This window comes from Paraburkholderia diazotrophica, from assembly GCF_900108945.1.
GTDB lineage: Bacteria > Pseudomonadota > Gammaproteobacteria > Burkholderiales > Burkholderiaceae > Paraburkholderia > Paraburkholderia diazotrophica.
In genome coordinates this window covers 159573-181359 of sequence record NZ_FNYE01000001.1, presented here as the reverse complement: position 1 = coordinate 181359, position 21787 = coordinate 159573, and the positions used below count along the sequence as shown (strand labels likewise).

The 21787-nt window shown below is 64.3% G+C and carries 19 protein-coding genes and 1 pseudogene; 8 read left to right on the top strand and 12 right to left on the bottom strand.

Features of this window, described 5'->3' with window-relative positions:
* Positions 1 to 22: 22 nt before the first annotated feature.
* The gene (locus BMW76_RS00805; RefSeq protein WP_090861726.1) at positions 23 to 1588 is read left to right on the top strand and encodes a DHA2 family efflux MFS transporter permease subunit; all 1566 of its coding nucleotides are present in this window, start codon (positions 23 to 25) and stop codon (positions 1586 to 1588) included.
* Between the two features lie 157 nt (positions 1589 to 1745).
* Here the strand turns inward: BMW76_RS00805 and truB are convergent, their stop codons facing one another.
* The 9 genes from truB to BMW76_RS00760 form a co-directional block, all read right to left on the bottom strand.
* Positions 1746 to 2675, bottom strand: a complete 930-nt coding sequence (gene truB, locus BMW76_RS00800) for a tRNA pseudouridine(55) synthase TruB (RefSeq protein WP_090861724.1) — start codon at positions 2673 to 2675, stop codon at positions 1746 to 1748.
* 23 nt (positions 2676 to 2698) lie between these two features.
* Positions 2699 to 3064 (bottom strand): 30S ribosome-binding factor RbfA, encoded by a 366-nt coding sequence (gene rbfA / locus BMW76_RS00795; RefSeq protein WP_087732733.1) that lies wholly within the window; start codon positions 3062 to 3064, stop codon positions 2699 to 2701.
* Between the two features lie 159 nt (positions 3065 to 3223).
* The gene (gene infB / locus BMW76_RS00790; protein WP_090861722.1) at positions 3224 to 6112 is read right to left on the bottom strand and encodes a translation initiation factor IF-2; all 2889 of its coding nucleotides are present in this window, start codon (positions 6110 to 6112) and stop codon (positions 3224 to 3226) included.
* 96 nt (positions 6113 to 6208) lie between these two features.
* Entirely contained in the window at positions 6209 to 7684 is a 1476-nt protein-coding gene (gene nusA / locus BMW76_RS00785) for a transcription termination factor NusA (protein WP_090861721.1), read from the bottom strand.
* Positions 7681 to 8139 (bottom strand): ribosome maturation factor RimP, encoded by a 459-nt coding sequence (gene rimP, locus BMW76_RS00780; protein ID WP_090861719.1) that lies wholly within the window; start codon positions 8137 to 8139, stop codon positions 7681 to 7683. The genes nusA and rimP overlap by 4 nt, the downstream gene beginning before the upstream one ends.
* Positions 8140 to 8590: 451 nt before the next feature.
* Entirely contained in the window at positions 8591 to 10339 is a 1749-nt protein-coding gene (rluB, locus tag BMW76_RS00775) for a 23S rRNA pseudouridine(2605) synthase RluB (protein ID WP_090861717.1), read from the bottom strand.
* Between the two features lie 60 nt (positions 10340 to 10399).
* Positions 10400 to 11470 (bottom strand): SMC-Scp complex subunit ScpB, encoded by a 1071-nt coding sequence (gene scpB, locus BMW76_RS00770; protein WP_090861715.1) that lies wholly within the window; start codon positions 11468 to 11470, stop codon positions 10400 to 10402.
* Positions 11471 to 11795: 325 nt separating this feature from the next.
* The gene (locus tag BMW76_RS00765) at positions 11796 to 12983 is read right to left on the bottom strand and encodes a pyridoxal phosphate-dependent aminotransferase (RefSeq protein ID WP_090861713.1); all 1188 of its coding nucleotides are present in this window, start codon (positions 12981 to 12983) and stop codon (positions 11796 to 11798) included.
* Positions 12984 to 13078: 95 nt separating this feature from the next.
* Positions 13079 to 13981 (bottom strand): LysR family transcriptional regulator, encoded by a 903-nt coding sequence (locus tag BMW76_RS00760; RefSeq protein WP_090861711.1) that lies wholly within the window; start codon positions 13979 to 13981, stop codon positions 13079 to 13081.
* A gap of 421 nt (positions 13982 to 14402) precedes the next feature.
* Between BMW76_RS00760 and BMW76_RS00755 the strand changes: the two are divergent.
* Positions 14403 to 14798 (top strand): annotated as a pseudogene (locus BMW76_RS00755) (transposase); the annotation flags it as partial.
* A gap of 412 nt (positions 14799 to 15210) precedes the next feature.
* Positions 15211 to 15483, top strand: a complete 273-nt coding sequence (locus BMW76_RS00750) for a hypothetical protein (RefSeq protein WP_090861709.1) — start codon at positions 15211 to 15213, stop codon at positions 15481 to 15483.
* A 352-nt stretch (positions 15484 to 15835) separates the two neighbouring features.
* On the opposite strand, the gene BMW76_RS00745 is transcribed toward BMW76_RS00750, so the two are convergent.
* Positions 15836 to 16150, bottom strand: coding sequence for a hypothetical protein (locus BMW76_RS00745; protein WP_090861707.1), 315 nt, complete (start codon positions 16148 to 16150; stop codon positions 15836 to 15838).
* Positions 16151 to 16401: 251 nt separating this feature from the next.
* On the opposite strand from BMW76_RS00745, the gene BMW76_RS00740 reads away from it, so the two are divergent.
* The 3 genes from BMW76_RS00740 to BMW76_RS00730 all read left to right on the top strand — a co-directional run bounded on the left by BMW76_RS00740 (position 16402) and on the right by BMW76_RS00730 (position 18246).
* Entirely contained in the window at positions 16402 to 17133 is a 732-nt protein-coding gene (locus BMW76_RS00740; RefSeq protein WP_407668871.1) for a YdcF family protein, read from the top strand.
* A gap of 324 nt (positions 17134 to 17457) precedes the next feature.
* A complete protein-coding gene (locus tag BMW76_RS00735) occupies positions 17458 to 17697 on the top strand; it encodes a hypothetical protein (protein WP_090861706.1) in 240 nt (79 codons plus the stop codon).
* Between the two features lie 291 nt (positions 17698 to 17988).
* Complete coding sequence (locus BMW76_RS00730) at positions 17989 to 18246, top strand: DNA-binding protein (RefSeq protein WP_087732723.1); 258 nt, start codon at positions 17989 to 17991, stop codon at positions 18244 to 18246.
* A 207-nt stretch (positions 18247 to 18453) separates the two neighbouring features.
* On the opposite strand, the gene BMW76_RS00725 is transcribed toward BMW76_RS00730, so the two are convergent.
* Positions 18454 to 18744: a putative quinol monooxygenase gene (locus BMW76_RS00725; RefSeq protein WP_090861704.1), complete on the bottom strand. Its 291-nt coding sequence runs from the start codon at positions 18742 to 18744 to the stop codon at positions 18454 to 18456.
* A gap of 325 nt (positions 18745 to 19069) precedes the next feature.
* On the opposite strand from BMW76_RS00725, the gene BMW76_RS00720 reads away from it, so the two are divergent.
* The gene (locus BMW76_RS00720; RefSeq protein ID WP_090861702.1) at positions 19070 to 20344 is read left to right on the top strand and encodes an EAL domain-containing protein; all 1275 of its coding nucleotides are present in this window, start codon (positions 19070 to 19072) and stop codon (positions 20342 to 20344) included.
* A gap of 87 nt (positions 20345 to 20431) precedes the next feature.
* Here BMW76_RS00720 and arfB read toward each other — a convergent pair whose 3' ends face one another.
* Positions 20432 to 20839, bottom strand: coding sequence for an alternative ribosome rescue aminoacyl-tRNA hydrolase ArfB (gene arfB / locus BMW76_RS00715; protein ID WP_090861700.1), 408 nt, complete (start codon positions 20837 to 20839; stop codon positions 20432 to 20434).
* Between the two features lie 179 nt (positions 20840 to 21018).
* Here arfB and BMW76_RS00710 point away from each other — a divergent pair, with 179 nt between their 5' ends.
* The gene (locus tag BMW76_RS00710; protein ID WP_090862476.1) at positions 21019 to 21678 is read left to right on the top strand and encodes a VC0807 family protein; all 660 of its coding nucleotides are present in this window, start codon (positions 21019 to 21021) and stop codon (positions 21676 to 21678) included.
* The last annotated feature ends 109 nt before the right edge of the window (positions 21679 to 21787 follow it).

Here is a 21787-nt window from a genome sequence, read left to right as displayed (position 1 = left end):
TTCAACAAGGTTCGAACAATAGATGGCTCAGGCTCAAGCGCATGTCCCTCATCCGCCGCTCGAGGGCGCGCAACTGGTGATCGGCACCATCGCGGTGTCGCTCGCCGTTTTCATGAATGTGCTGGACACGTCGATCGCGAACGTCTCGATTCCGTCGATTTCCGGCGACCTCGGCGTATCCGCCGATCAGGGCACGTGGGTGATCACGTCGTTCGCGGTCGCGAACGCGATCTCCGTGCCGCTGACAGGCTGGCTCACGGACCGCATCGGCCAGGTGCGGCTCTTCATGGCGTCGATCGTGCTGTTCGTGATCTCGTCGTGGATGTGCGGTCTCTCACCGAATCTGCCGTTCCTGCTCGCGTCGCGCGTGCTCCAGGGCGCGGTCGCCGGCCCGATGATTCCGCTGTCGCAGACGCTGCTGCTCGCAAGCTATCCGCGCGCGAAGGCGCCGATGGCGCTCTCGATGTGGGCGATGACGACGCTGATCGCGCCTGTCGCCGGTCCGATTCTCGGCGGCTGGATCTCGGACAACATCTCGTGGCCGTGGATTTTCTACGTGAACATCCCCGTCGGCATCATCGCTGCGGCCGCGACGTGGGCGATCTTCCGCAACCGCGATTCCCTCATCAAGAAAGCACCGATCGATATCGTCGGCCTCGTGCTGCTGATCACGTGGGTCGGCTCGCTGCAGGTCATGCTCGACAAGGGCAAGGACCTCGACTGGTTCGCGTCGACGACGATCGTCGTGCTCGCGCTCACCGCGCTGATCGCGCTGGCGTTCTTCATCGTATGGGAGCTGACGGACAAGCACCCTGTCGTGGACCTGTCGCTTTTCAAGCTGCGCAACTTCACGGGCGGCACGGTCGCGCTTGCGATCGGCTACGGCCTGTACTTCGGCAACCTCGTGCTGCTGCCGCTCTGGCTGCAAACCGACATCGGCTACACGGCGACGGACGCCGGCCTCGTGATGGCGCCCGTCGGCGTGTTCGCAGTCCTGCTCTCGCCGCTGACGGGCAAGATCCTGCCGCGCACCGATCCGCGCTACATCTCGACGGCGTCGTTTCTCGTGTTCGCCCTGTGCTTCTGGATGCGCTCGCGCTACACGACGGGCGTCGACACGTACTCGCTGATGCTGCCGACGCTGATTCAAGGCATCGGCATGGCGGGCTTCTTCATTCCGCTCGTGTCGATCACGCTGTCCGGTTTGCCCGGCCAACGGATTCCTGCGGCTTCCGGACTATCGAACTTCGTGCGGATCATGTGCGGCGGCATCGGCACGTCGATCTTCGAGACCGCGTGGGACCATCGCTCGATTCTGCATCACGCGCAACTGACCGAGCGCGCGAACGCATACAACCCGGTGTTCGATCAGTCGATCACGCAGATGGGCGGCGCCGGGTTGAACCAGGCGCAAGCGTACGGACTCTTCAACTCAATGGCGACGCAGCAGGCCGCGCAACTCGGCGTGAACGATCTGTTCTATGTGTCGGCGGGAATTTTCGTTGCACTGATCGCGCTGATCTGGCTCACACGTCCCGAGCGCGCGGCCAGCGGTGACGCGAGCGCGGCGGCTTCAGCGGCACATTGATTCTGCGCGTTGCCGGCTGATGCTTTGATTCGTCGGGGCATCAATCAGTCGGCAAGAAAAAAAGCGGCACCGCTCGATTGCGGTCCGCCTTTTTTGCTTCCTGCGCAGATTGTCTGGTAGTGGGTCTTGCTGCCGTCAGGCCGTTACTGAACCGTAACTAGGCCGTCACGATCAGGCGCTCGGGCGCAAGCACGCCCTCGCCCACTCTCGCCACGCCGAGCAGTTTGCCTTCGCTCGCATAAACGCGCGTGCGGGCGGCTTGCAGCACATCGTCGCCGACGGAAAGATCGGCAAGCCGCAAGCGCTGGCCATGCATAAAACGACGCGTCGCGTCCGCATCGAGTTGCACCGACGGGAACGTCGACAGCAACGCGTCGACAGGTTGCAGCCACGCGTCGCGCTCGCTTTCCGTCGCGTCGGACAGCGCGTCGAGTGTGACCGAATGCTCGAGCGTCAGCGCGCCGACGCCCGTACGCCGCAGCATCACCAGATGCGCGCCGCAGCCGAGCGCCTCGCCGATGTCCTCGGCCAACGTGCGCACATAGGTGCCCTTGCTGCACGTCACGCGAAACGTCACATCGGGCAGCGCGCACGCGACGAGTTCCAGCACATGAATCGTCACCTGGCGCCCTTCGCGCTCGATGGTCTGCCCAGCGCGCGCATACTCGTACAGCGGCTTGCCGTCGCGCTTGAGCGCCGAATACATCGGCGGCACCTGCACGATGTCGCCGCGAAATTGCGCGAGCGCCTGTTCGACGGCGGGCTGGTCGCACGCCACGTCGCGCGTTTCGATAGCTTCGCCTTCCGCATCGCCCGTCGTCGTGCGTATGCCCAGGCGCATCGTCGCTTCGTACGTTTTGTCCGCGTCGAGCAGGTCTTGCGAAAACTTCGTCGCTTCGCCGAAACAGAGCGGCAACAGTCCCGACGCGAGCGGGTCGAGCGTGCCCGTGTGTCCCGCCTTTTTCGCGAGATACAGACGCTTTGCGCGAATCAGCGCGTCGTTGCTCGACAGACCCACTGGCTTGTCGAGCAGCAACACGCCATCCAGCGCGCGGCGCGGTACTTTGGGACGTGGATTCTGAGTCATATGCGCGCGTGCCTCGACTTCGATCAGTCGTCTTTCGCGCGCGTGGCGTTCGCCTCGTCGATCAGGCGCGACATCTCCACCGCGCGTTCGATCGTCTTGTCGTAGTGGAAATGCAGCGTCGGCACCGTGTGGATATGCAGGCGCTTGAACAACAGGTTGTGCAGATGACCGGCCGCGTGATTGAGCGCGTCCTGCGTCTGGAGCGGATCGCCCGTGAGCGTCGTGAAGTAGACCTTCGCGTGCGCATAGTCAGGCGTCAACTCGACGCTCTGAAAAGTCACGATACCGATGCGCGGATCTTTGACCTCGCGAATCAGTTCGGACAGATCGCGCTGAATCTGATCGGCGATCTGTACGTTGCGGTTGGGAGACGTACGTTTCTTAGGCATGGTGAATCCGTGATCCGGTGGCAATGTGTTCGCGCATTCGGCGGCAACCAGCCACGGACTCCAACGCAAACACGACAACACAACATTCGATGCAAAAAAACAAAGGGGCGGGACTGGGCTCAAGCGCCCGCCCCGCCCCTCATGCGCTCGACGCCTGAATTACAGCGTACGCGCGACTTCTGTGACTTCGAAGACTTCGAACTGGTCGCCTTCCTGGATGTCGTTGAAGTTCTTCACCGACATACCGCATTCGAAGCCCTGGCGCACTTCCTTGACGTCGTCCTTGAAGCGCTTGAGCGAATCGAGCTCGCCAGTGTGGACCACGACGTTGTTGCGCAGCACGCGCACCGACGACGTACGCTTGACGAAACCGTCCGTGACCATACAGCCCGCCACCGTGCCGACCTTCGGCACCTTGAAGACCTGGCGCACTTCGACCATGCCCGTGACGACTTCGCGCTTCTCCGGCGCCAGCATGCCCGACATCGCCGCCTTCACCTCATCCACTGCGTCGTAGATGATGTTGTAGTAGCGGATGTCGATGCCATTGGTCTCCGCCAGCTTGCGAGCCTGCGCGTCCGCGCGGGTGTTGAAGCCGATGATGACCGCCTTCGACGCCGTCGCCAGATTGACGTCCGACTCGCTGATGCCGCCGACCGCGCTGTGCACGATCTGCACGCGCACTTCGTCCGTCGACAGCTTGAGCAGCGCCTGCACCAGTGCTTCCTGCGAACCTTGCACGTCGGCCTTGACGATGAGGGGCAGATGCTGCACCTCGCCTTCGCCCATCTGCTCGAGCATGTTTTCGAGCTTCGCGGCCTGCTGCTTCGCGAGCTTCACGTCGCGGAACTTGCCCTGACGGAACAGCGCGATTTCGCGAGCCTTGCGGTCGTCCGGCATGACGATGACTTCTTCGCCCGCCGCCGGCACTTCCGACAGACCCTGGATTTCTACCGGGATCGACGGACCCGCCGTCTTGGTCGGCTTGCTGGTTTCGTCGAGCATCGCGCGCACGCGGCCGTAGGCGCTGCCGGCCAGCACGACGTCGCCGCGATTGAGCGTACCCGACTGGACGAGGATCGTTGCAACCGGACCCTTACCCTTGTCGAGCTTCGCTTCGATCACGAGGCCCTTCGCCGGTGCTTCGACGGGTGCCTTCAGCTCCAGCACTTCGGCTTGCAGCAGCACGTTTTCGAGCAGATCGTCGATGCCCGCGCCCGTCTTCGCCGACACCGGCACGAACGGCGAATCGCCGCCGTATTCTTCCGGCACCACGCCTTCCGCGACGAGCTCCTGCTTCACGCGTTCCGGATTCGCTTCCGGCTTGTCGATCTTGTTGATCGCGACGACGAGGGGCACGCCGCCCGCCTTCGCGTGCGAGATCGCTTCCTTCGTCTGCGGCATCACGCCGTCATCGGCTGCGACCACGAGAATCACGATGTCGGTTGCCTTCGCACCGCGCGCACGCATGGCCGTGAACGCTTCGTGACCCGGCGTATCGAGGAACGTGATGACGCCACGCGGCGTTTCGACGTGATACGCGCCGATGTGCTGCGTAATGCCGCCCGCTTCGCCCGCCGCAACCTTCGCGCGACGGATGTAGTCGAGCAGCGAGGTCTTGCCGTGGTCGACGTGACCCATGACCGTCACGACGGGAGGACGCGGCAGTTGCGGCGCGTCCGAGGCATCGCCTTCGATCAGCATCGCTTCCGGATCGTCCAGCTTCGCCGCGACGGCACGGTGGCCCAGTTCCTCGACGACGATCATCGCCGTTTCCTGGTCCAGCATCTGGTTGATCGTGACCATCTGGCCGAGCTTCATCATCACCTTGATGACTTCCGAAGCCTTCACCGACATCTTGTGAGCGAGGTCTGCAACCGTAATCGTTTCCGGCACATGCACTTCGCGCACGATCGGCTCCGTCGGCGCCTGGAAGGTCGTGGCTTCCTGATGCTTGCCACGGCCCTTCGGACCGCCGCGCCAGCCGCGATCGACGCCGCCGCTCGTGTCGCCGCGCGTCTTGATGCCTCGGCGCTTCGCCGCGTCGTCCTGCCAGGTGCCGCCCTTGCCGCCCGCCTTCTTCTTGTCGCCAGCGGGACCCGCCGGCTGCGCAGTTGCCGCCGGTTGCGCCGCTGCTGCGGGCGCCGGCTTCTTCGCGGCCGGACGCGCCGACGTTTCGCCAGCGGGACGCGCCGGCTTATGCAGCGTGCCCTTCGCTTCGGCGGGCTTGGCCGGCTCGGCGGGCTTCGGTGCCGGTTCCGGCGCCTTCACCTGCGCCTTGCGCGGCGTGCTCATCATTTCGCGGATCGCGCGTGCTTCGGCCTCAGCCGCCGCGCGGCGCTTCGCGATTTCTTCCTGTTCGAGGCGTGCCTTCTCGGCCTGCTCGCGTGCAGCGTCTTCGGCCTTCTTCGCCGCTTCGCGCTGCGCAGCGCGTTCCGCCGCCGCGCGCTCTTCGTCCTGCGATGCGCGCTCCTGCTCGGCCTGCTCGCGAGCCGCCGCTTCGGCCATGGCCGCTGCGCGCTTCTTCGCCGCTTCGTCTTCGGCACGGCGACGCTCCGCCTCGGCCGCCTGTTCGCGTGCCTGACGCTCGACCTCTTCGCGCTCGAGACGCTCCTGGCGCTCCTTCAGTTCCAGCGCCTGCTTTTCGAGCAGCTCTGCCGCGTGACGCGCTTCTTCCTCGCGACGCTGCAGTTCGAGATCTTCCGCTTCGTGACCGTTGCCCGCTACTTCCGCCTGTTCGGCCGCTTCATCGCGGCGGACGAACGTGCGCTTCTTGCGCACTTCGACCTGAATGGTGCGAGCTTTACCCGTGGCGTCGGACTGTTTGATTTCCGACGTATGCCGGCGCGTCAGCGTGATCTTCCGCTTGTCAGCATCGTTCGAGCCGTGCGACCTGCGCAAGTGGTCGAGCAGACGCGCCTTGTCCGTCTCGGACAAGGCATCGTCTTCACTCGCTTTCTGGACGCCCGCCGCCTGCAGCTGCTCGAGCAGCACGCCTGCAGGCATTTTCAGTTCCGCGGCAAATTGGGCTACGTTGTTACTCGCCATTCATTCCTCTTAGTGCAAGGACCGATTCCTTGCGGTTAGCATCGGGTCATGCAGCCTTGCGGCCGCGATCAGATCAGTGGTTCATGGTCGTGGATCTCATTGAAACCAGTGTTCACGGGCCTTCATGATCAACGCCTTCGCGGCGCCCTCATTCATTCCCGTCATCTCGACCAGCTCGTCGACAGCCAGTTCTGCCAGTTCGTCGCGCGTCTGGATCTGATGTTCAGCAAGCTTCGCCAGCAGGTCGGCATCCATGCCTTCCAGGCTCTTCAGATCGAGCGCAACGCCTTCGACCTTCTCCTCGTTCGCAATCGCCATCGTCAGCAGTGCGTCGCGAGCGCGATTACGCAGTTCGTGAACCGTGTCTTCGTCGAATGCTTCGATTTCGAGCATCTCGTTGAGCGGCACGTACGCAATCTCTTCGAGACTCGTGAAACCTTCGTCGATCAGGATGTCGGCGACTTCCTCGTCGACATCGAGACGAGCCATGAACAGGTCGCGCAGTACGCCGCGTTCCTGATTCTGCTTCTGCGCAGACTCGTCCGGCGTCATGATGTTGATCTGCCAGCCGGTGAGCTCGCTGGCAAGACGCACGTTCTGGCCGCTGCGGCCGATAGCGACGGCCAGTTCGTTCTCGTCGACGACGACGTCCATCGAATGCTTTTCTTCATCGACGACGATCGACTGGACGGCTGCCGGCGCGAGCGCGCCGATCACAAACTGGGCGGGATCTTCCGACCATAGCACGATGTCGACGTTTTCGCCACCGAGCTCGTTGCGCACGGCCTGCACGCGCGAGCCGCGAATGCCGACGCAAGTGCCGATGGGATCGATGCGCTTGTCGTAAGCGACGACGCCGATCTTCGCGCGCACGCCGGGATCGCGTGCCGCCGCCTTGATTTCCAGCAGGCCCTGCTCGATTTCCGGCACTTCCATTTCAAAGAGCTTCATCAGGAACTCGGGCGCCGTGCGCGACAGCTCGATCTGCGGGCCGCGCGCGGTGCGGTCGACCTTCGCGATATAGGCGCGCACGCGGTCGCCGACGCGCAGGTTTTCTTTCGGAATCAGCTGGTCGCGGCGCAGCAGCGCTTCGACGCGGCCCGATTCGACGATGAAGTTGCCTTTGTCGAGACGCTTGACGGTGCCCGTCATGATGTTTTCGCCACGCTCGAGGAAGTCGTTCAGGATCTGCTCGCGTTCCGCGTCGCGCACCCTCTGCAGGATCACCTGCTTGGCGGCCTGCGCGCCGATGCGGCCGAATTCGATCGACGGCACGGGCTCTTCCAGGAACTCGTCGATCTGCGCATCGGGCTTCTGCTCGCGCGCTTCGAACAACAGGATTTCCTGATCCGGCTCCTGCAGGCCCGCTTCGTCCGGCACGACTTTCCAGCGGCGGAACGTCTCATGCTCGCCGCTTTCACGGTCGATATGGACGCGGATGTCCGCGTCTTCGTCGAAGAGTTTCTTGGATGCAGACGCGAGCGCTGCCTCGAGCGCGGCAAAAACCACGTCCTTGTCGACATTTTTTTCGCGTGCCAGCGCATCCACCAGCATCAACACTTCGCGACTCATTGTTTGCGGCTCCTAAAGTCAACTTTCGGAACGAGGCGTGCCTTGTCGATATCCGCGAGCGTGAAATCCAGCATCGCGGCGCCTTCCTTCCCTTCAAATTCCAGACCGATCGTTTCGCCTTCGGGTGCATGCACGATGCCCCGGTACGATTTCCGTCCGTCCAATGGTTTTTTCAATGTGATGACCGCTTCGCTGCCCGCGAAGCGTTCGAAGTCCGCCAGTTTCTTCAGCGGGCGGTCGAGACCCGGCGACGATACTTCAAGCCGCTCGTAATCGATATTTTCGACCGTCAGAACGTGCTGGAGCTGACGGGTAACTTTTTCGCAGTCTTCGATCGCGATGCCAGCAGGCTGGTCGATATACACACACAGCATGCCGCGCCCGGTGCGCTCGAGATCGACGAGCTCATAGCCGAGCCCCACGACCGTGGTTTCAATCAGTTCCGTCAGTTGCACAGTGCTGCCCTCTAAGATGTTCGCGCTGCAAGCCTTTGCGATACACCCGCGGGCTGCGCGCCAAGCCGGCGCACGTTCGTGCTACCCGAGATGCCGATCCACATGAAAACTGAGCGGCAAAAAAAAATGGGCGAAACGCCCATCATCTTATTGCCGGTGGTCGCACCTGAGCCGCACATGAAACCGCACGCCCAGTGACTTTGCGATTGTAGCCATTTTTCAGGACAAACGCAAACCGCAGGCGGGCTCGCCAAGTGCACTTGCGGCTGATTTCGCCGCAATCAAGGGTTAAAGCCGGGCTTTTTCGGGCAGTCCACGCGAGCTCACGGTCCGCGCTCGAAACAACTTGAATGCATCTGCAAACGGTGGGGCTGAATACAGAAACACCGCGGCGCCATCGCAGCCTCGCGGCAGACGGCTCGAGCCCGAGACCGCCCGCAGCGCCAGGCGATCAGCGGCCGCGCGAACGGCCGCGCGGCGCGCCGCCGCTGCGATTGCCGCCGGCGTTCGGATTGCCGCCCGTGCGATTGCCGTTGTTCGCACGGTTGCCACTCGGCGCGCGATTGCCGCCGCTGCGCTTCGCATTGCCGCCCGCTGCCGCGCGGTTGCCCGACGGCGCGCGATTGCCGTCGACATCGCGGCCACCACGGCCACGTCCTTCGCGATTGCCGTTCGTGTTGCCGAATCCGCCCGAGCCGGAATTCAACGCGCCGAACGCGCCCGGCGCCTTGCCGCGGCGACCCTGCCCGCCGCGCGGCTGCTGATCGAAGCGGCCATGCGACATCAGCACCGGCTCGCGGTTGATGAAGCCCATCGACGTCTGCATCGGATCGGGCTGACGACGATCCGGCTCATTGCGACGGCCGCCGCCCTTCTCTTCGGTCGGCGCCTTCAGGCCAACCGAGGCCAGCAGGCTACGCACCTGATTGTCCTCAAGCTCTTCCCAGCGGCCACGCTTGAGGCCGCGCGGCAGCAGGATCGGGCCGTGACGCGTGCGGATCAGCCGGCTGACCATCAGGCCGACGGCCTCGAACATGCGGCGCACTTCGCGGTTACGCCCTTCGGCGAGCGCGACGTGATACCAGTGATTCGTGCCTTCACCGCCGCCATCGCGGATGCGCAGGAAGTTCGCCGGGCCGTCGTCCAGCTCGACGCCGTGCAACAGCTTTTGCCGGTTGCCTTCCGTCAGTTCGCCGACGACGCGTACCGCGTATTCACGCTCGACGCTGTAACGCGGATGCATGAAGCGGTTGGCCAGATCGCCCGACGTGGTGAGCATCAACAGGCCTTCCGTATTGAAGTCCAGACGGCCGACGGCGAGCCACTTTGCCGTCTTCATCGGCGGCAGCTTGTCGAACACGGAAGGACGGCCTTCCGGATCGGCGTGGCTGACGATTTCGCCCGTCGGCTTGTGGTACAGCAGCACGCGCGGCGGCTTGTTCTGCAGCTTGCGCTTGACGGGCTTGCCGTTGATACGCACGAGATCGGTCGGCATGATGCGCTGGCCGATGTGCGCCGGCTCGCCGTTCACCGACACGCGGCCCGCGACGATCAGTTCTTCCATCTCGCGGCGCGAGCCCATGCCCGCTTCGGCGAGCACCTTGTGCAGCTTCGGTGCGTCATCGTCCGGGGCGAGCACGCGCTTGGGCGCCGCGGCGCGGCCACGACGCAGCATCGGCGCGCGCACTCCGCCCGTCGTCGAGTTGTCGGCATCGAACGCCGGCGACGTCACGTACGCGAACAGGTCATCCTGCTTGTCACCTTCAGCGGCCATTGCGGGCGCCGCAGCGTTACCGCCGCCGCGATTCTTGCGCTGACCGCCTTGCTGCGCGCCCTGCTTGCCGCCCGTGCGGCGGCCGCCGCCCTGCCCGCCGTGTCCCTTCGCGCCCGCGTCCTTGCGCGGCGCGCGCACCTGCGCGACGACTTCGCCGTCGGGCGGGGCTTCCGCCGCGATGGGCGCAGGCTGCGCGTCAGCGGCTTCGGCCGTCTTCGCCTTCGTGCCAGCGCGACGACGCGCGATCAGGCTGCGCGGACCGCGGCGCAGGCCGCGTCGGGGACGCTCTTCGCCTTCGGCGTCGTGCGCCTGCGCGGGCCTTTCGCTATCGGCCGCCGATGCTTGCGCCGTACGCGTCTCGTCGGGGCGCGCGGCGGCAACGGCGCGCTCGGATTCGGGCGAATCGGTGTCGTGGATGTCTGTCAAAACAACCTCAAAATGTCTGGTCGCACGCCCGTTGCGGGCGCGCCAAAAGGTATGGTTACGTCAGGCGCTGCGTGACTCGGCTTCGTCGTCGGTCTGCTCGCCTGCGTCCTGGGCCGTGTCGCGGCGATCGTGCCGATCGTCATGCACCGCGTGAGTCTGGTCTGTTCCGGCCGGATTGGCGCGCTGCGCGTGCCCGGTCTCGTTATGCGATTCGCGCGTGTCTTCGTGTTCGTCTTCCGACCGCGCGGCAGATCCGGCCTGGTGAGCCGGCTCCGTTTCATGCGCGGCCTGTGCGGTGCTGTGCTGTTCGGTGGACGCCAACACGTTCGCTTGCCCGATGTCGTTTTTGGCGTCGTCGGGCGCTGCGTCTTGCGTGCCTTGTGCGTCTTGCGTTAAGCCGTGCATTGCATGCGCTTCTTCCGCAGGCTCCGATTGCTCGCCGGCTTGCTCGGCTTGGGCCTCGGCTTCGGCGACACTAGCGGGTTCCTCTGCTTCCGATGCAGCATGAGCCGTGCCATCGACGTCGCCGCCCGCATCCGCCGCGACGCTCTCTTCACCCGCTTCGCAGTCCGCGAATTCGATCGCGTGCTGCGCGAGCAGATCCATGTTCGACTGCGCCGACGGATCGTCGAGCGGCGGCAGTTCTTCGAGCGACTTCAGGCCGAGGTCGTCGAGGAACGAACGCGTCGTCGCATACAGTGCGGGGCGCCCCGGCACGTCGCGATGGCCGATCACTTCGATCCACCCGCGATCTTCGAGCTGCTTGACGACCTGCGTGTTCACGGTCACGCCGCGAATCTCTTCGATATCGCCGCGCGTGACAGGCTGCCGGTACGCGATGATCGCGAGCGTCTCGAGCACCGCGCGCGAGTACTTTGGCGGCTTCTCGGGATTCAGGCGGTCGAGATACGTCCGCATCGCCGGCTTGCTCTGAAAACGCCAGCCGGAAGCCAGTCCGACGAGTTCGACACCGCGTCCCGACCAGTCCTGCTTCAAGTCTTCAAGCAACGTGCGAACCGTGTCTGCCGACACGCCGTCGGCAAAGAGCTTACGCAAATCGCCGATCTTCAACGGCTCCTGCGCGCAGATCAAGGCAGTCTCGAGGACGATCTTCGCCTCTTGGGTATTCATGCAGCTAGGTCAGACCCTGTGGTCAAAGAACCGGATCAAACAGACGATGTGGAACTGAAGACGCGCTCGCCCGATTTTGATCGGTCATATTGATGGGAGCACGCACCGGGGGGAGGCGAAACAGGCATCGAGCCAAACCCAGCCGGACGACGGAGCAGCGAAATTCCGCGAGGGAACCGCGTGACTGGCTGCCATATTACGCAAAAACAATCGGTGCGTAAAGACGAAATCCAGACTGCACCTTAATCGGGATACGCCGCCATGCGTCACGGCGCGAGGCGCCGCGCCGTTGCGCCGCCCCGCGTTCTGAACTTTGCCGATGCGCTCAATGGCGCGCGAGGTAGTCCTTGAGCCGTTCGACACCCGCATCGAGACGCGCCGTATCGCACGCATAGCACCAGCGCACGAAGCCCTCGCCCTCCGGGCCGAACGCGCTGCCCGGCGCAAGGCCGAGCCCCGCGTCGCGCACGAGCGCCTTACACAAATCGAGGCTGCGCGAAGCACCCGGTAACGAGAAGAACACGTACATCGCGCCCGGCGGCGCTTTCACGTCGACGCCCGGCAGCGCCGACAACGCCGCGACCAGATGATCGCGCGACGCTCGCAGCTCGCCGACCAGTTCAGTCGTGAACCGCCCGCCTTGCTCGATCGCGGCGATGCCCGCCTGTTGCACGAACGCCGGCGCACACGAAGTGTTGTACTCGACGAGCTTGCCGAGATCGTCCATCAGCGAAGCCGGCGCGACGATCCAGCCGAGCCGCCAGCCCGTCATCAGCCAGGCCTTCGAAAATGAGTTCACGCAGATCACGCGTTCGTCGCGGCCCGCGAGATCGAGGAACGACGGCGCACATTGCCCCGGCTCGCCTGCGTAATAGAGACGTTCGTAGACTTCGTCGGCGACGACCCAGATGCCCAGGCGCCGGCAATGCTCGAGTACCGAGCGCTGCTCGTCGCGACTCATCACCCAGCCCGTCGGATTGTTCGGCGAGTTCAGCATCAGCAGCTTCGTGTCCGGCGTGAGCGCCGCAAGCAGCCGCTCCAGGTCGAGTTGCCAGCCGTTCGCACCATACCCGAGCGACACGGTTTCGACGTGCGCGCCGAGAATTTTCGGAATCTCGACGAGATTCGGCCAGAGCGGCGTCACGGCCACCACGCGATCGCCTGCGCCGACCACCAACTGTGCGGCCAGCATCAGTGCGTTGACGCCCGCGCTCGTGACGGCCACATGCTTGACCGACGTCGGCCCGTGCAGCGCGCTCACGTAACGGGCGAGCGTCTCGCGCAACGGCGCAATGCCGAGGTTGTGCGTGTAGAACGTCGCGCCCGACGCGAGCGCCGCGCTCGCGGCATCGCGGATGAACGGCGGCGTCACGCGGTCCGATTCGCCGAACCAGAACGGCAGCACGTCCGGCACGCCGAAGCCGGCGTTCGCCACTTCGCGGATCTGCGACGCGCGCAGCGAGCGCACGGCATCGCGTGCATGGGGGAACGGGGGCAAATCGGTTTCGCTCATCGAAGATCCCGGCGGGTCGGTGAAAAATGCGAGTGTAGCGTGTCGCAAAATGCGGGGCCGCGAATCCGGCAACGCGGCAACGCGGCCACGTCCGCTCAGCGCAAGTCCTCCGTGCGTCCCGGCACCTGGTGGATCAGGTTCCACACGGCATCGGCGGCCGGCGACAGCGAGCGGTCGCGCCGCCGCACCAGCTCGACGGTTCGCTCGGCGCGCGGCACGAGCGCCCGCGTGACCAGCGACGACCCCGCCGGCAACGGCATCGCGAGCCACGGCAGCACGCTCACGCCGATGCCCTCCTGCACCAGCCCGTACACCGTCGACGGATGACCGAGCTCCTGCACGACGTTCGCGCTGACGCCGTACGCCTCCAGCGCGGCATCGATGATGGGCCGGCTACCCGACGCATGGTCGAGCAGCACGAGACGCTCGCCTTCCAGCTCGCGCCACGCCACCTCGCTGCGCCCCGCAAGCGGATGATCGTCGCGCGAGACGAGGCAGAACGAGTCGGTCATCAACGCCTCGGCGATCAGATCGTCGGCGGACACGGGGCCGATGATCACGCCGAAATCCACCTCACCCGACTTGACCTTGCGCACCACGTCGCTCTGCACGTCGTCGCGCAAACCGAGCGTGATGAACGGATACTGCTTGCCGCAAGCCGCGACGATCTGCGGCATCAGCCGGCAAGCGATCGTCGGGCTGGCCGCGACCATCACACGGCCGCGCCGCTGCTCGCCGATCTCGCGGATTTCGCGCAGCGCGTCGTCAAGATCGCCGAGCAGCCGCGACACGCTCGCGACCAGGTTGCCGCCGACGTCGGTGAGCTGGACTTCGCGTGTCGTCCGGTCGATCAGCTTCAGGCCGATTTCCGCTTCCAGCTCACGCACGCACCGGCTCACGGCCGACTGCGTCAGCCCGATTTCGCTCCCCGCCCGGCTAAAACTCTGCAGCCGCGCCACCTCGATGAACACGCGCAGTTGACGCAGCGTCACATTCATCCGTTCCCCTCATAAATAATGTCGTTTGATGCCGATTTTATAACCTGCGACGTATCCACGCATCGCCTCTTTAGCTTCGCTGCAATGCAGCAGGAAGGCGCAAACGCACGCGGGGCGGGCCTGGCTGCACAAGATTGGTGATTGTCCCGATTTGCTGGACGGGTTTTTTGGATTCTCATACGGGCCAGGCTAACGCCCGCAACGGCTTGATGCGGCGGGGCTTCGAGGCGGTTGGGTGAAAGATGGCACGCTTCGTGCATTTCGTCTTGCACAAGAGTCGGCGCCGATTCGGACTGGCGAAAAAAGCGGTTCGCAACGGTACAGGCCGGCTCTCCGCCGGCGCCCGATATGGATTCGGGTGCATGAAGAGTGCGCAGCGCGGGGCAGCGCACCGGAGTTAGCTTCGCTGAGGTGAAACATGATGGTGTTCGACGATTTGAGAGACAACGAGTGGGCGCTGGTCGAGGCGTTGTTCTGTGCGGAGCCGGCACGGAGCGAACGCCGTGGTCGACCACGCGTCGAAGCTCGCGCGGTAGTCAACGCCGTGTTGTGGGTTTTGTCGACGGGAGAAGGCTGGTCCAAGTTGCCCGGCCGCTACCCGTCGCCGCCGACGTGCCGTCGACGTTTCGACGAATGGCAAGCCGACGGCACGCTCGCCGAAATAGTCAAGCGGCTGGGCACGAGCGGCCGTGAGATTTCGTTGCGCGGACGCATTGGCGCAACGGCGGCCAAACCACCGGCACCGCCGAGCCGCGACCGTCTGCGCGGCGCGTTCTGGACCAATCCGGAATCCTGGCGCGCGCCCGTCAAGATGGCCTGACGCGGCAAACCACGCCACCGGGCGCCCCTTTGGGGGCGCCCGGTGCGTTTCTGGGACCGGGCTTTCCCCCATTTCGTCCCTCGTTGTCCGTTCCGGACTGTAGACGACCCCGTTGAGAGATCGGCGGCGCCGCACGTCCGTCCGATCGTGACGCCTCGCCCCTTCGCTGACGGCGCATCAGGCGCGCCGCGGATTTCGCCACCCGTTACTGCGCGCCTTCGCCAGCTTCGCAGTTCCACCGCGTTCCGCACGCCCGCCCTTGCCGCCTGCCGATTCCCGTTTTTGCGGCATGCATACCTTCCGTGACGGGACGAAACATCCATTTACTTTTATTTACAGCACGCTTTCGCAGTGCGGCATACCGTACAAGTATGCAAACAAGCCCCGACTGGCTTGTCGGGAGTTGATCATGAGGCCGATGTCACTGCGTTTCTGCGGCATGGTCGCTTCAGTGATTGCCGCGACCGCATTTGCCCAGCAACGCCCGCAGCAGGGTTGGAACTGGCGGCCGGAACAGCCGGCCACGCTTCAGGCGTGGCAGCAGACGGAAGCGCGCAATCAGGGCTTTACGCCGCCTTCGCCACGTGGGGATCTGCGCGGCGATATCGCCAGCAACGTTCGCGCGCGGCCCGATGGGCAGCGAGACGAGCCCGTGCAACGGCGGGCGACGGACGCGCACTAACGCGCGCCGCGAGAAGGCGGGCTACCTTGCGGCTGCGCGGCTTTTGCAGCAGCCGCGAAGAAGATGCATGAAGTCGGGAACCACCCGCCGGGCCGCCAGTCTCACCAATGCCATAAGCACAGCGTGGCAGAAGTAATTCCGGTACGCCCGTATCCTCGCGATACGGGCTTTTTTTTGTCCAGTGTTTCTGCAGAGGCAGTCGGCGTGGATGCCGCGCGACACTGCCCGGCATGCGTATAGAAAGTGTTAAAAGCCGGAAATGGCGGCGACATACCCTCGACGCGGCTCGCACGACGCGTTTTCCGCGCGCCGCACTGTCATGGTGAGCGCGCGTCCTGCAAGAGCCCGTCGTCTAGACGGCAGCTGCCCTCTCTCCGGCGACCGCGCCGGCGAAAACGTAGTTGCGCGCGCGGCGCGTGTCCCAGTCGAGCGAACGCTCATCGCGAGCGAGCCGCGCAAATTCGGAGCGGCCACGTTCGGTCAGCACCGCGATGTCCACGGGAGCATGGAAACCCGGCGCGGGAGCGACCGTCCGTTGACGAACGGTATCCATCATGCCAAGCGAACGCAGATATTCAAAAACGCCTGGGCGCTTGGCCCATGGCACCTGACGGTATTGCGCCCGTCGCAGCGCCTCAAGTACGGCTTCGTTGGAATAAGTGGTCATCTCACTTCTTTCTTTAAGTGCAGCCATGACTTATTTGTTCGCGACACAATGGCGCGTGTTTCGACGCGCGAATCGCGGATGGCCGGAGATTTCCCCCGTAGGTCCGCAATTTCAGGCATTGGCCGCCATTTTTTCGGTCCCCGTGTGAACGCCGTGCTAGCGTTCTGCTTCCAACTGGCGGCGATGCGACCGTATCGGCGCGATGGCTCGCGGCTGGAAATGTCCGAATACCATACGTTACCCCAATAAAATTGATTCTCTTAACTTTATTGCTGCTTTTTTTTGCAGCTTTCGTGCTGCTGCGCAGCGCGCGCACGATAATCGGCGCGGCAGCGATTGCGTTCTATTGGGCACTCGGCTCGGGCTGGCTGGCCCAGCCACTCCTCGACCTCACCCAGCGCGGCGCGCCACCCGGCGGGCAGACGGTTGCCCCCACAACGTACGCGCCCCATACGGCGATCGTGCTGCTCGGCACGGGCACCATCCATGACCATGACGGCAAGCTCGTTCCGCCCAAGGACGCCTACGCCCGCATCGAGAAGAGCGCCGACCTCTACGCCCGCTGCAAGCAGGTCAGTCCCGTTTGTCACGTGATCGTGAGCGGCGGCAATCCGCAGGAGCACGAGGCGACGGAAGCCGACACCTATCTGCCCTACCTGCTGCGCGACCAGGTGCCGCGCGGCGATATCATCCTCGAGAACCGCAGCCTGACGACTTACGAAAACGCACGCAACGTCAGAGCGATTCTGCACGACGGATATTACGGTTCGTTGATTGTCGTCACATCCGCCTATCACATGCCACGGGCGCTGCTCAACTTTCACCGTTTCGGGATGCAGCCGCTGCCCGTCGTGTCGAACACGCGCCACGCGAAACTCGGCTTCTTGCCGCGCGGCGAAAACCTCTTCGACGCGGAAATCGCGCTGCACGAGCTGATCGGTCTCGCGCAGTTTCATGTCTACCAGGCGATCGGCTGGTTCTGATCGCGGGAAACCGACGGGCGCGTCGGGATTTGCTTAGCTATCCGATGGAATTTTTCGAGCGCATCGAAAAATCACTGCGTGACGCACGAGCGGGAAAATCTGACTTCTCGAGACGAATGCGGCGAACAGAAGCACAATACGTTTCATGCGCAATGGCTTCTGGGAAGCGGCTCCGTGACGACGGCCCACATATGTAACTAAATGTAACCATCTGTGAATTCTGTTACAGAGAATACGCTGGATCAAACATTGCTCGCTAGAATGCACTGTCGTTCCAACGGACAGCCATACTCGGGTCCACAACCACTCTCTACGGAGGCAGCGATGAAGAAAGTGTCCCTGGCAATCCTGGTTTCCCTTTCGGCACTGACGGGCGCGGCGTACGCGCAGCAGGACCAGGGGGTGACGATGAGCACCGATCCGGCGAAGGCCGCGGACGTCGAACAGCGCGCGCAAGAGCTGCAATCGAAGCAGCAGGCAATGGAAAGCGCGCCGCCTGCGCCGATGCCGAAGCATCACAAGGGCTCGATGCATCACAAGAAGCAGGCTGCGCCGGCGCAGTAAGCCGCCGCAGCAAGCCGTCGCAGTCAGGCCCTCGCAGTTAGAGCCCATGCGCCGCCGCGCGCGGCAACTGCGTGACGGTGGAGTGTCATGCGCCTGCTGTCGTCGCTCGATGCAAAGTTCGAACAGAAGCCGAAGCCGTCCCGCACGGCCTCGGCTTTTTCATTGCCTCAGCGCGCTTTGCACGAGCGGCCGACCGCGCAACGCAAGTCGCCGGATGTGCGCTGACGGTATGCTAAAGTCGCGCACCGAAGAACCCACCCAACCCGTGCGCACCCTGGTGCGGAGGACAGAATGAGCAACATCCAGCTGGACATCGAATGGACTGAAGCAGCATCCCGCAAGATCGAAAAACTCATGCCGCGCGGCAGTCAGGATGCGTTCCTTGCGCTGCCGCCCGTCGAATGTCTGCCGATGGAAGGCGACGTGCTGTTTCTCGGACCGGCCGGCAAACAGCAGCCGTTCATCGTCGCGGAACGCCAGTACCATCACGACGGCGACGCCGACTGGACCATCATCCTGATCCTCGACGTGCCGCATTCGACGCATTGACCGCATCAAGCTTCATGCGCGCGCCGGCGGAGACGGCGCGATCAGCATGAAGGCCGCATCGGCCCACGCGAAGCGCGAAGCGCATGAAACGAAATGCGCCTGGAGCATCTGCGGGCATCCACGGCGCTGCTAGCGCCAGCATGCTCGAACCCGGCAACCGCATTGCCGGGCTTTCCTTTTTTCGGCTTCGCCCGCCGCCCTTGCGCTTCAGGCGATCTTCGACACGATGCGCAGCTCCGCGTACTCGATCCATTCCGCCGACGCCTTCCTGTACGCCTCGATATGCGCGGACTTGGCGTGCGCAGCAAGCGCCTCTTCGCTTTCCCATCGCTCGAAGAAGACGAAGCGGCGCGGTTCGCGCCGATCGCGGTGCAAGTCGTACTGCAACGCGCCACGTTCCTTGCGCGTCGGGCCGACGATACCTTCGAGCGCCTTGCGCAACTGTTCCTCGTGCCCCGGCTTCGCCACCGAGATCGCCACCACCGCGATTTCCGACATGCTGGACTCCACTTTTGAAGAATCAGCAGCATAACGCCGCTGCCATAAATGCACCGTTTCTCCGCGCCAACATCAAGACGAAACTGCACAGACTCTTACTCCGTCTGTGATTACCCGAACATTCATTGCGCATGCGAACTGCTAGACTGATTCGACGAACTGGACTGCATCTGAGCTGCACAACTGAACGGGGTCGCGCGTGACGGGCATTGATCCGCCCGCCTTCGGGCCCGACCTCCATTGCGCCGACGTTGCGCATGCCTGCCGCGGACATGTCGCCTCGTCCGGGCGCGCGCCGCACGCTGCATAGGACACATCTGCCGTCATGCCAAACGTCGACGATACGACGCTCCCTGGCCTCCTGCAGCATATGGTGCAGGACGAAGCCGGATGGGCCGCGCCGTGGCGAACCATTACGTTGCGCAGCGTCTTTCAGCCGGTCATCTCGGTGACGCATCAGCGCGTGGTCGGCTATGAAGCGCTGCTGCGCGCCTTCGATCCCGTCGGCCATCCGATCTCGCCCGCCGTGCTGTTTTCGGGCACCCGCTCGACGGCGGATGCGCGCGCGCTTGACCGGCTCGCGCGCTGCCTGCATGTCGCGAACTTCATGGCGCAAGGCATCGAGACGGGCTGGCTGTTCCTCAACACGCGGCCGCAGGTGTTCGAGACGGGCTGGCCGCAGCGCCCGTTCATCGACGAACTGTCCGATCATTTCGGACTGCCGCAGGAACGCATCGTGATCGAAGTGCTCGAACAGCCCGCCGACGACGAGTCCGCTGTCGCCAGCATGCTCGCGGCTTCGCAGCCGCGCGAGTTCCTGATCGCGATCGACGACTTCGGCACGGGCTTTTCGAATTTCGATCGCGTGTGGCGCTTCAGGCCGGACATCGTGAAGCTCGACCGCTCGCTGGTTGCGCGCGCGGGCCGCCAGGACAATGACAATTCGCTGATCGGCCATCTGATCAACATGCTGCATCAGTCGGGCACGCTGGTGCTGGCCGAAGGCGTCGAGACGGAAGACGAACTGATGACGCTAATGCACGCCGACGTCGATTTCGTCCAGGGTTACTGGTTCGGTCATCCGAAAGCGTCGATACAGGCGACGAACGCGCGCGTGCCCGAACTGATCGATGAGATGTGGCAGCGCTTCGCGAGCTTCGAGCGCACGCACTCGCGCTATCAGCGCCCGGGTTTCGAGGGTTTCACGGAAGCGGTGCTTGCGGGCGCGAACGTGTACACGCTGACGGGCGATCTCGCGCAGGCCGCGCAACCCGTTTTTCGCGTGCCCGACGCGCGCCGCGTGTTCATATTGAGCGACCGCGGCGAACAGCTGGCGCCGTCGATTGCCGCTTGCGGCACGCCGCCTCCGCCGGCGCGGCTTGCGCCTCTCGTGCCCGACACGCGCAACAACTGGTCGCGGCGCGCCTACTTCAAGGATGCGCTCGCGGCGCCCGGACGCGTCGCGATGATGGGGCCGCACTGCTCGCTGATGGATGGCCGGGATTGCTACACAGCCGCCGTGACCGTCGAGCGTGACGGCGTCACGCGCGTGTTCTGCGTCGACTTTCTGCCAGAGCGGCGCAACGCGAACCCTGTCTGAAGGATCGGCCGGCTCCGCCACACGCGTTTCGACGACGAGGCCCGCAGCGCGCGACTTGCGCGCTGCGGGCCATGCGCTGCGCTTCTGCTACTCGTGCTCGATGCGCCGCCTTGCCGCCTTTACATCGCCGCGCTTCGCCTTGCTCTCCAGCCGGCGTTCCTTCGATGCGCGCGTCGGCCGCGTCGCGACACGCGCCTTGCGGGTGACGCTGACGCTGTCGATCAGCGCATCGAGCCGCGCGAGCGCCGCCGCGCGGTTCATTTCCTGGGTCCGGTATTCCTGCGCCTTGATAATGACGACGCCATCGCGCGTCAGCCGATGGTCCTGCAACGCAAGCAGACGCATCTTCAGCACGTCGGGCAACGACGACGCGCGCACATCGAAGCGCAGATGGATCGCGCTGGACACCTTGTTGACGTTCTGCCCGCCCGCGCCCTGCGCGCGCACGGCTGTCAGTTCGATTTCGTTCGGCGGGATCGGATAGCGTGAAGTCATGTCAAATGGTCGGACGGTGCAAAATGAGTGTACCTATGTTGTGTCGTGTACCGGCTATGCTGTATCAGACGATCCGCATGCGCCGCGCGGCATGCTTTTCGCCGTACGCGCGGCGCATTTGCTTCAATTCGCCGATCTCGCCAATACTGACATCTTTAGCTCATAGGCCAATCATCGTGATGAAGATGCGCCCCGCGCAGGTGCTGGAACTGGTGGTCAACCTGCTGTTGCCCTGGGTCACGTATCGCCTCGCGCAGCCGTACTGGGGCGAGACGGGTGGCCTGATCGCATCCGCCGTGCCGCCCGTCATCTGGAGCGTCGTCGAACTCGTGCGCTTTCGGCGCGTCGATGCGCTTGCCTTGATGGTGCTGCTCGGCATCGTGCTGTCGATCGGCGCGATGGCGCTCGGCGGCGACTCCCGCGTGCTGCTGATGCGCGAATCGCTGGTATCGGGCGCGATCGGCGCGGCGTTCCTGCTGTCGCTGCTGCTGCGCCGGCCGATCATCTTCTACCTGACGCGCGCCTTCGTGGCCCGCGAGATGACGAACGGCGCCGCGCACGTCGACATGCTGTGGCGCAACCGGCCCGCTTTCGCTCGCGCGCTGCGGGTGCTGACGGTCACATGGGGCGTCGGCCTCATCAGCGAAACCGCTCTGCGCATCTGGATGGCGTGGCATTGGCCGATCGAGCGCGTGCTGGTGGTGTCGCCTGTCGTCGGCTATGCGATCTTCGGCGGCCTGATGGTCTGGACGTTCTGGTATCGACGCACGATGCACGACCTCGCCGGACAGGCGCCGGAAACCGAAGCACAACCGTCGCGCGGGACGGCCGCGAACTGAACGGCTTGCTGGTTTGCTCTGCGGCTTCCTCGTGTGCTTTTCCGCTCGTCCGTTTGCTTTGTGGCTTCCTCGTTTGCTTCGCGTCTTCCCGTTTGCCTCGCGCCTTCCC